The organism is Escherichia sp. TW14182 (assembly GCF_000208525.1).
GTDB lineage: Bacteria > Pseudomonadota > Gammaproteobacteria > Enterobacterales > Enterobacteriaceae > Escherichia > Escherichia ruysiae.
Genome location: NZ_AEJZ01000281.1, coordinates 1 through 10,228 on the forward strand (window position 1 = coordinate 1; position 10,228 = coordinate 10,228).

The 10,228-nt window shown below is 45.4% G+C and carries 7 protein-coding genes and 1 tRNA gene; all 8 read left to right on the forward strand.

Going from position 1 to position 10,228, the window contains the following annotated elements:
• Nucleotides 1-147: 147 nt before the first annotated feature.
• Entirely contained in the window at nucleotides 148-672 is a 525-nt protein-coding gene (gene lpfA / locus EQY_RS0119925) for a long polar fimbrial major subunit LpfA (RefSeq protein ID WP_000758160.1), read from the forward strand.
• A gap of 67 nt (nucleotides 673-739) precedes the next feature.
• Nucleotides 740-1,426, forward strand: a complete 687-nt coding sequence (gene lpfB / locus EQY_RS0119930; RefSeq protein WP_000726213.1) for a long polar fimbrial biogenesis chaperone LpfB — start codon at nucleotides 740-742, stop codon at nucleotides 1,424-1,426.
• A 23-nt stretch (nucleotides 1,427-1,449) separates the two neighbouring features.
• Nucleotides 1,450-4,026: an outer membrane usher protein LpfC gene (gene lpfC, locus EQY_RS0119935; RefSeq protein WP_000118721.1), complete on the forward strand. Its 2,577-nt coding sequence runs from the start codon at nucleotides 1,450-1,452 to the stop codon at nucleotides 4,024-4,026.
• Between the two features lie 15 nt (nucleotides 4,027-4,041).
• Entirely contained in the window at nucleotides 4,042-5,097 is a 1,056-nt protein-coding gene (locus tag EQY_RS0119940) for a fimbrial protein (RefSeq protein WP_000975825.1), read from the forward strand.
• Nucleotides 5,098-5,102: 5 nt separating this feature from the next.
• Complete coding sequence (gene lpfE, locus EQY_RS0119945) at nucleotides 5,103-5,633, forward strand: long polar fimbrial protein LpfE (protein WP_000269272.1); 531 nt, start codon at nucleotides 5,103-5,105, stop codon at nucleotides 5,631-5,633.
• 263 nt (nucleotides 5,634-5,896) lie between these two features.
• Entirely contained in the window at nucleotides 5,897-7,588 is a 1,692-nt protein-coding gene (gene eptB, locus EQY_RS0119950) for a kdo(2)-lipid A phosphoethanolamine 7''-transferase (protein ID WP_001269269.1), read from the forward strand.
• A 91-nt stretch (nucleotides 7,589-7,679) separates the two neighbouring features.
• Nucleotides 7,680-7,756 (forward strand) — tRNA-Pro (locus EQY_RS0119955).
• Between the two features lie 742 nt (nucleotides 7,757-8,498).
• Nucleotides 8,499-10,106, forward strand: coding sequence for a dipeptide ABC transporter substrate-binding protein DppA (gene dppA, locus EQY_RS0119960; RefSeq protein ID WP_001222867.1), 1,608 nt, complete (start codon nucleotides 8,499-8,501; stop codon nucleotides 10,104-10,106).
• Nucleotides 10,107-10,228: the final 122 nt, after the last annotated feature.

Here is a 10,228-nt window from a genome sequence, read left to right on the forward strand (position 1 = left end):
AACATGCTGAATTTAATATATATTCCTTTTTATTTTAAAAAATAATATTTAGTAAAAATAATTTTATTTTTTAGTGCCATTTGTATAATCTGCGCCCCGTTGTGTGAACAACATTAAGCATATTTATCTATATAAATGGAGTTATTCATGAAAAAGGTTGTTTTTGCCTTGTCAGCACTGGCGTTAACTTCTGGTTCCGTATTTGCAGCGGATTCCGGTGATGGCACTGTGAAATTTACAGGTGAAATCGTCGATGCAGCTTGCGTACTGTCAGTTGATTCTCAGAATCAGGAAGTTGTCCTGGGTCAGGTGCAAAAATCTGTATTTGCTGCAGTCGGTGATAAATCACCATCAAAACCTTTCGAAATCAAGCTGGAAGATTGTGATATCACCACTTTGAAAAAGGCGAAAGTCAGCTTTAGTGGCGTTGGTGATACCGATAAACCTGAACTTATCTCTGTTAGCACCGAAGCAGGCGCGGCGAAAGGCGTAGGTATCGGTATTTATGATAACAGCAACACCCTGGTTGCGATGAATAGTGGTGAATCCAGCACTGACCTGAAAAAAGGTCAGACAGTTCTTTATTTCACCGCAAACTATGTTTCTACTTTAGCTGCTGTAACTACTGGTTATGGTAATGCTCAGGTTGATTTCAATCTGTCTTACGAGTAATAGTTAGTTTCACAATTGGCGAAGATGAATTCTCCGCCAATTGTGTTCAACGTTCATGGATAGAATGATGAAAAAAAAATTCATTGCGTTAACTCTTTGGGTGTTAATTTCGCAGTCTGCACTAGCGAGTGGGGTTGGGCTTAGTTCTACTCGGGTGATTTATGACGGTAATAAGAAAGAAGCATCGCTAACCGTACAAAACAAAAATAAATCAGAAGAATTTCTTATTCAGTCATGGGTTGATGATGCAACGGGTAGTAAAAAAACACCATTCATCATTACTCCGCCATTATTCAAACTTGAGCCAGGAAAAAACAACATCTTACGTATCGTAAATGTGAATCCGTCCTTACCTCAGGATCGTGAATCTGTTTACTGGGTAAACGTCAAAGCGATTCCTTCTCAAAATGAAGAAAATGAAGGGAAAAATGTCTTGCAGATTGCAGTTCGTACTCGCATCAAGCTTTTTTATCGCCCAGCAGGTCTAAAAGGGGATATTAAATCTTCGCCAGGAGAACTACGTTTTACGCGAAACGGTAAACAGATAAAAGTTGACAATCCAACTGTTTTTAACATCACGTTCAGTGATGTATTTATTAACGGACACGAAATTGAAAAGTCCGGTATGGTGCCAGCAAAAGGGTCTTTGAATATCAATTTGCCTGCAGGTGTGAACAGTGCTTCGCAAATAAAATATAATACAATTAATGATTTTGGCTCTTCAGGTGAATATCTGACTCGCGAAATTAATTAATAGTTTTCAGGGGAACCAACTTAATGTCATGGATGGTCGTTTCGCGCACTTACACTTCTTTGCCCTTTTCTTTATCTGTATTGGCGCTTACGGTTGCAGGCTCTTTTTCTGCGACAGCTGGAAAATTTAATCCGCGTTTTCTGGAAGATACCGCAGGGATCAACCAGCATGTTGACCTTTCCATGTACGAAACTGACCATGGCGCGCAGTTGCCTGGAACATATCGCGTTTCTTTAATCGTCAATGAACAAAAAATGGAAACGCGCACTCTGGAGTTTAAGGCGGCTACAGAATCCCAACGAAAGGAGATGGGGGAGTTTCTCATACCTTGTTTAAGCCGGACACAACTGGCTGATATGGGCGTTCGTGTAGACAGTTTTTCAGTACTTAACCTTATACCAGCAGAAGCCTGTGTGGCGTTTAATGAAATTATCCCTCAGGCGACCAGTCATTTTGATTTTAGCGAACAAAAACTGGTGATGAGTTTTCCTCAGGCGGCAATGCAGCAGGTTGCTCGCGGTACAGTACCTGAATCACGCTGGGACGATGGTGTGCCCGCGTTGCTTCTTGATTACAGTTTCAGCGGTAGTAACAGTTCTCATGATACAAAAAGTTATAATCGCTACATTGATGAAAATGGTAATCATCACCAGGATAAAAACGAAACTAGCCAGACTAACGATAGCTACTACTTAAGTATGCGAAGCGGCCTTAACCTTGGGGCATGGCGTCTGCGAAATTACAGTAACTGGAGCTATAGTAACGGCGAGAAGCAGTGGGACAATATTGGCACCTATGTAACACGGGCCATTGTTCCGCTGAAAGCGCAACTGACATTGGGTGATACAGCAACACCTTCAGATATTTTTGACAGTGTGCAGATGCGCGGGGCATTACTGGCCTCTGATGAAGAAATGTTGCCAGACAGCCAACGTGGTTTTGCTCCGGTAGTTCGAGGGATAGCGAAAAGTAACGCGGAAGTCAGTATTGAACAAAATGGTTACGTGATTTATCGAGCATTTGTTCAGCCAGGTGCGTTTGAAATTAACGATTTATACCCCACAGCGAACAGCGGTGATTTAACCGTAATTGTTAAAGAAGCTGATGGTAGTGAACAAAGATTTATTCAGCCATTCTCTTCAGTCGCTATTTTCCAACGTGAAGGGCATCTCAAATATAGCCTTTCTGCTGGTGAATACCGTGCTGGTAATTACGATAGCGCCAACCCACGCTTTGGTCAGTTTAATGCGATGTATGGTTTACCGTTTGGTATGACCACCTATGGTGGCGCATTAATTTCTAAGGATTACAACGCATTTGCTCTGGGATTGGGAAAAAACTTTGGCTCTATTGGTGCAATATCGGTTGATATTACTCAGGCAAAAAGTACATTAAATAATAATGCAACCGATCAGGGACAATCGTACCGCTTTCTTTATTCAAAAAGCTTTGCCAGCGGCACAGATTTCCGTTTATTGGGTTACAAGTATTCTACCAGTGGTTTTTATACCTTCCAGGAAGCAACAGATGTGCGTAGCGGTGCTGACAGCGATTACGGCCGTTACCATAAGCGTAGTGAAATTCAGGGTAATTTGACACAGCAATTGGGCACCTATGGGTCGGTTTATTTCAATATGACCCAGCAGGATTACTGGAATGATGACGGTAAGCGCCTTTCTTTGGCTACCGGGTACAACGGTCGTATTGGACGTGTTAATTACAGTATTGCTTACAGTTGGAATAAAAGCCCTGAATGGGATGAAAACGACCAGTTGTGGTCATTTAATGTTTCCATTCCGTTTGGTCGGGCATGGAGTAACTACCGCGTGACAACCGATCAGGATGGTCGTACGACACAACAGCTTGGCGTCAATGGCACTTTGTTAGAAGATCGCAATCTCAGCTATAACGTTCAGGAAGGGTATTCCAGTAATGGTGTTGGTAATAGCGGTAATGCCAGTTTGTCGTACCAGGGCGGCGCCGGTAATATCAGCGTGGGTTACAGCTATGGTAAAGACTACCAGCAGACTAACTACAGCCTGCGTGGTGGCATTGTAGCGCACAGTGAAGGGATCTCGCTTTCCCAACCTTTGGGTGAAACCATTGGTATAGTTTCAGCACCAGGTGCCCGGGGGGCGAAAGTATTAAATAATAGTGGTGTGAGTGTTGACTGGCAAGGTAATGCGGTCGTTCCTTATCTGAGCATCTACCGTGAAAATGATGTGTCCATTCGCAGTGAAACGTTGAATGACAGTGTTGATATGAACAGCGCATTCCAGACAGTTGTGCCAACGCGAGGAGCTGTCGTACGGGCGCATTTCGATACCCGTGTGGGTTATCGAGTTCTTATGACATTAATTCGGCAAAATGAAGTGAGCGTCCCCTTTGGTGCAACTGCAACGCTGGTTTCAGATAAAAGTGAACAGATTAGCGGTATTGTTGGTGAAGATGGGCAGTTATATATCAGCGGGATGCCTAAAAAAGGGGATGTGAAGATCGTATGGGGTAAAGATACTTCACAACAATGCGTTGCGAAATATGAACTGCCGATTAAGGAAAAATCGTCAGGTATTATTTCTGTGACAACAAATTGCCAATGATCAGGGATAGATAATATGATGAAAATTTCAAGTCTGTTTTTTGTTGGAAGCATGTTGTTTACGGCCAATAATGTTATGGCTGCAGATTGGGGACCCTGTACATCGACTTCAGGTGTTCATGATTACCCAGTCAATTTTGATATTGATATTATGGATGCCAGCAAAAATAAAGCGGGTACTGAATTAAGATTAATTTACTCATGGGCTGGTGTTGGGCAGCCTTTTAGTTTTATTTGTGAGTGTCCGGATACTTATAAAACGGAAAAGGATACACTGATTAAAGTCGTGAGTAACTTATCTACGGCAACGCGAAAAATAAACAGTGAGCAATACTACCGGTTAACCGATGAGCTGGAAGTAATGACCATGATTCAAGGTCCAAGCGTGTTGTTCCGCGTTCCGGAGGCCAATAGTCAGATCCCTAATTTAAATAACTCTTCTCAAGACTGTAAAGGTAATAATCTGGGGCAATTTGGCAGTAATGGCTATCTGTCATTTTATATAGCAAAGCCTGTTCAGGGTGAGGTGGAAATTCCCTACACGCTTATTGCAACAATGTATGCCTCAAAGAAAAAAAATACATACAGGGATCCACTTTCTACGGTCAGTATTGCAGGAAAATTGACCTTTACACAAGGCTGTAAAATTGACGCCGGTACGGTATTGGATGTCCCCTTCGGCGAGTACCCATCTTCGGCATTTAAAAATAAAAAAGGAACCATTCCAGTTGGAGGCACTGAAAAAGAGATTAACCTCCAGTTCGATTGTGAAAATATTACCGATGGCATTCAGGTATCTCTAAGGATTGAAGGAAACACAAGTCAGGCTGACGAGCGTGCCATCGATATGGGTAACCCAGACATTGGTGTGTTGGTTATGGATCCAAACGGCAATGTCTTAAGGCCTAACGATACCAACAGCAGTGTTAACTTAAACCTCGGTTCGAACGATTCCCAACAACATCGCGATGCAACAATTAAACTGAAAGCAGCACCAATCAGCACGACCGGAAATGCTCCAGCGGCAGGGCAATATAGTGGGGTTGCAACAATCTTTCTGGATATGGATTAGTCATCATGTGGAGAAATAGTATACGTTGCCTGTTACCCTTTTTAGCTCTGGCATATTTTCCCGGCGCTGAAGCCAAAATAAGCCTCGGTGAAGCAGGAAAACTGACGTTTTCTCTTTCAGTCGTGGCCAAAGGGTGTGAGTTTGAAGCCGCTGATTTAGAAGTTGTCATGGGGAAAATGATGTTAATGAAGCCAGTCACGGTCGGAAGAGTCATAAACGAAAAAAATTTCGTAATCGAATTAAAAGATTGTGACGGAATATCAAAAGCTAAAGTAACAATGGACGGCCTTCCTGACACCAATGATAACTCTCTTTTTGCTCTGGATGCCGGAGGCGCAACGGGAATAGCCCTACAAATTGTTGACGGCAAGGGCACAAAACAGATTCCGAAAGTCGCTGGTGGAACGGCGATAGAGTGGCCAGTAAATGGAACAACAACCCAACTGAACTACAAAGCGAGTTATGTCGTTGTAAACGCCAATGCAACGTCTGGACATGCAAATGCCATGGTCAATTTCTCCGTGGAGTATGAGTAACCAGCTTCGGACTTTTGGCAGAAAAAGAGGAGATTACTCCTCTTTTTTACAAGAACAGTTAATTATTGGTCTGCATTCTGACTTGCTTTTTGTAAATATCTGTAGCTAAAACTCACTTCATTGCCACTTTTCCTTCTCTCTGTGGTCTACTTAACGACATGAGCAGGGGATGGCGTTCACTACTCCTGCATTTTTTCCTGATACTCCCACTGCAAAAACGGAGTGCTGGATATTTTTTCCCCTTTATCCCAGGGTTTGTTTGCATGAGATACATCAAAACGATAACGCAGCAAAAGCTAAGCTTTTTTCTCGCTGTCTATATTGGTTTGTTTATGAATTGCGCAGTCTATTTCCGTCGGTTTGACGGTTACGCGCATAACTTCACTTTTCTTAATGGCGTTTCGGCGGTTATCGAACTGGCAGGGACGGTTCTGGCAACCTTCTTCTTTTTACGCTTAATTTCACTCTTTGGCAGAACGACCTGGAAAGTGCTGGCTTCATTGCTGGTGCTGATTTCTGCCGGAGCCAGCTACTACATGACATTTATGAATGTCATGATTGGCTACGGGATTGTCGCTTCGGTGATGACCACCGACATTGACCTGTCGAAAGAAGTGGTTGGCTGGACGCTTATCGCATGGGTTGTACTGGTGAGTATTATCCCGTTGCTATTTATCTGGATGAACCGCTCACAAGACACCTTCTGGCGTCAGCTTTGTACCCCGAAAACACGCTGGCGTAGCGCGCTTACTGTGCTGTTAGCGGGCTTGCTGGTATGGGGGCCAATACGTCTGATGGATGTAGCGCAAAAGCGTGCCGACCGCATGGCTGGGGTGGATATGCCTAGTTATGGCGGGGTGTTGGCGAACTCCTATTTACCTTCGAACTGGCTTTCTGCGTTGGGGCTGTATGCCTGGGCGCAAGTGGATGAATCTTCAGACAATCGTTCGCTGATGAATCCGGCGAAAAAATTCACCTATACCCCGACGCAAAATCTCGACGACACCTATGTGATTTTCATTATTGGTGAAACCACGCGTTGGGATCATATGGGAATGTTGGGCTACGAGCGTGATACAACGCCGAAGCTGGCAAAAGAGAAAAACCTGGTGATGTATCGTGGTTATTCTTGCGATACCGCGACTAAATTATCACTACGCTGTATGTTTGTGCGTGAAGGTGGAACGGAAGATAACCCTCAACGTACTCTTAAAGAACAGAACGTATTTGCGGTTCTCAAACAGTTGGGTTTTAGCTCCGATTTGTACGCCATGCAGAGCGAGATGTGGTTCTACAGCAATACCATGGCTGACAACATTGCCTACCGTGAGCAAATCGCGGCTGAGCCACGTAACCGTGGAAAAGCGGTAGACGACATGTTGCTGGTGAATGAAATTGAACGTTCTCTGGAGAAAAAACCAGAAGGTAAGCATCTGATTGTGCTGCATACCAAAGGGTCGCACTACAATTATACTCAGCGTTATCCACGTGAGTTTGCCCAGTGGAAGCCAGAGTGTTATGCAATTGATCGCAAATGTCCAAAAGCGCCGATGATCAACTCATACGATAACTCCATCACCTACGTAGATCATTTTATCGACTCGGTGATCGACAGATTCCGCGATAAGAAAGCAATTGTGTTCTACGCGGCGGATCACGGTGAGTCGATTAACGAGCGTGAGCACTTGCATGGTACACCACGTGAATATGCACCGCCGGAGCAGTTCCGCGTGCCGATGATGGTCTGGATGTCAGATAAATATCTGGAAAATCCGGCCAATGCGCAGGCATTCGCGCAGTTGAAAAAAGAAGCCGATATGAAAGTACCGCGCCGTCACGTAGAGCTGTACGACACCATCATGGGTTGTCTTGGCTATACTTCACCGGATGGTGGAATTAACGAAAACAACAACTGGTGTCACATCCCGCAGATAAAAGAGGCAGCGGCTAACTAAGAGGCCTGCTGACTTTCTCGCCGATCAAAAGGCATTTTGCTATTAAGGGATTGACGAGGGCGTATCTGCGCAGTAAGATGCGCCCCGCATTCGGTGATTGGCGCAGCCTGGTAGCGCACTTCGTTCGGGACGAAGGGGTCGGAGGTTCGAATCCTCTATCACCGACCAAATTCGAAAAGCCTGCTCAGCGAGCAGGCTTTTTTGCATTTGTAGCCTATGAGGATGAGAACCTCCGGGGGCAGGAGGTTCGACTCGACGTAGGCCTGATAAGACGCGCCAGCGTCGCATCAGGCAAATGTGCCGACCCATTGTCGGATGCGGCGCGACCGCCTTATCCACCCCCCACACCACACATTTCCCTGCCAAATTTGCGCCCCATATCTCACTATCCATTAACGGATTTGTGACAGAATCCATTGTCTTTTTTTATATTTGCTTAAATTTTTTTTTGCGTTACTTATGGCTGGCGCTGGCATTTTCCGCTGTGCGTTTTAGCGTTCATGGTATTAATCGCTCAGATATCCACCTTTTCCTCAGATTTTTTTCATTAAAAGCATAAAACTTAATCACCAATTGTTGCGAAATATTAAGGTGATTGTTCTGGTTATGTTGGAGTAGCACAAATTTCTCTGCTGCAAATAGCGGTTTGAAGTTTTTTTAATCTTTGTTTGTGGATTCTCACCGTTGGTGTAAATCCCGGTTGGCTGTATTGACGTTTTCACATTCTGTTGACAGATTGTAGGTCACGAGGGGCATTTTATGGAGGATCCGCACTGTTACACTGATGTTAATTAGTACGGCATCCCCACCTCATAACGTTGACCCGACCGGGCAAAAAACAAAAAAGGTCAGGCAACGACAACCCACTGCAAAGGGTTAAAACAACAAACATCACAATTGGAGCAGAATAATGCGTATTTCCTTGAAAAAGTCAGGGATGCTGAAGCTTGGTCTCAGCCTGGTGGCTATGACCGTTGCAGCAAGTGTTCAGGCTAAAACTCTGGTTTATTGCTCAGAAGGTTCGCCTGAAGGGTTTAACCCGCAGCTGTTTACCTCCGGCACCACCTATGACGCCTCTTCCGTACCGCTTTATAACCGCCTGGTTGAATTTAAAATCGGCACCACCGAAGTGATTCCAGGCCTCGCTGAAAAGTGGGAAATCAGCGAAGACGGTAAAACCTATACCTTCCATCTGCGTAAAGGTGTGAAGTGGCATGACAATAAAGAATTCAAACCGACGCGCGAACTGAATGCCGATGACGTGGTGTTCTCGTTCGATCGTCAGAAAAACGCGCAAAACCCGTACCATAAAGTTTCTGGCGGCAGCTACGAATACTTCGAAGGCATGGGCTTGCCGGAGCTGATCAGCGAAGTGAAGAAGGTGGACGACAACACCGTTCAGTTCGTGCTAACGCGTCCGGAAGCGCCGTTCCTCGCTGACCTGGCAATGGACTTCGCCTCTATTCTGTCAAAAGAATATGCTGACGCGATGATGAAAGCTGGTACACCGGAAAAACTGGACCTCAACCCAATCGGCACCGGCCCGTTCCAGTTACAGCAGTACCAGAAAGATTCCCGTATTCGCTACAAAGCATTTGATGGCTACTGGGGCACCAAACCGCAGATCGATACGCTGGTCTTCTCTATTACTCCTGATGCTTCTGTGCGTTACGCAAAATTGCAGAAGAACGAATGCCAGGTGATGCCGTACCCGAACCCGGCAGATATCGCCCGTATGAAGCAGGATAAATCCATCAACCTGATGGAAATGCCGGGGCTGAACGTCGGCTATCTCTCGTATAACGTGCAGAAAAAACCACTGGATGACGTGAAAGTTCGCCAGGCACTGACTTACGCGGTGAACAAAGACGCGATAATCAAAGCGGTTTATCAGGGCGCGGGCGTGGCAGCGAAAAACCTGATCCCGCCAACCATGTGGGGCTATAACGACGACGTTCAGGATTACACCTATGATCCTGAAAAAGCGAAAGCCTTGCTGAAAGAAGCGGGCCTGGAAAAAGGCTTCTCCATCGACCTGTGGGCAATGCCGGTACAACGTCCGTATAACCCGAATGCTCGCCGCATGGCGGAGATGATTCAGGCAGACTGGGCGAAAGTGGGCGTGCAGGCCAAAATCGTCACCTACGAATGGGGTGAGTACCTCAAGCGTGCGAAAGATGGCGAGCATCAGACGGTAATGATGGGCTGGACTGGCGATAACGGGGATCCGGATAACTTCTTCGCCACCCTGTTCAGCTGCGCCGCCTCTGAACAAGGCTCCAACTACTCAAAATGGTGCTACAAACCGTTTGAAGATCTGATTCAACCGGCGCGTGCTACCGACGACCACAACAAGCGTGTTGAATTGTACAAACAAGCACAGGTCGTGATGCACGATCAGGCTCCGGCACTGATCATCGCTCACTCCACCGTGTTTGAACCGGTACGCAAAGAAGTTAAAGGCTATGTGGTTGATCCATTAGGAAAACATCACTTCGAAAATGTCTCTATTGAATAATTAAAAGCCGTACAAGACTGATGGCAAAGGCAAAACTGCCTGATGTGCTCCGCTTATCAGGCCTACGAAAATTCTTCAATGTATTGAGTTTGCAAGATTTTGTAGGCCGGATAAGGCGTTCA

Excerpts from the sequence above, each read along its gene's own strand:
- lpfA (WP_000758160.1), top strand. The coding sequence starts at position 148 with ATGAAAAAGGTTGTTTTTGCCTTGTCAGCACTGGCGTTAACTTCTGGT.
- lpfB (WP_000726213.1), top strand. The coding sequence starts at position 740 with ATGAAAAAAAAATTCATTGCGTTAACTCTTTGGGTGTTAATTTCGCAG.
- lpfC (WP_000118721.1), top strand. The coding sequence starts at position 1,450 with ATGTCATGGATGGTCGTTTCGCGCACTTACACTTCTTTGCCCTTTTCT.
- EQY_RS0119940 (WP_000975825.1), top strand. The coding sequence starts at position 4,042 with ATGATGAAAATTTCAAGTCTGTTTTTTGTTGGAAGCATGTTGTTTACG.
- lpfE (WP_000269272.1), top strand. The coding sequence starts at position 5,103 with ATGTGGAGAAATAGTATACGTTGCCTGTTACCCTTTTTAGCTCTGGCA.
- eptB (WP_001269269.1), top strand. The coding sequence starts at position 5,897 with ATGAGATACATCAAAACGATAACGCAGCAAAAGCTAAGCTTTTTTCTC.
- dppA (WP_001222867.1), top strand. The coding sequence starts at position 8,499 with ATGCGTATTTCCTTGAAAAAGTCAGGGATGCTGAAGCTTGGTCTCAGC.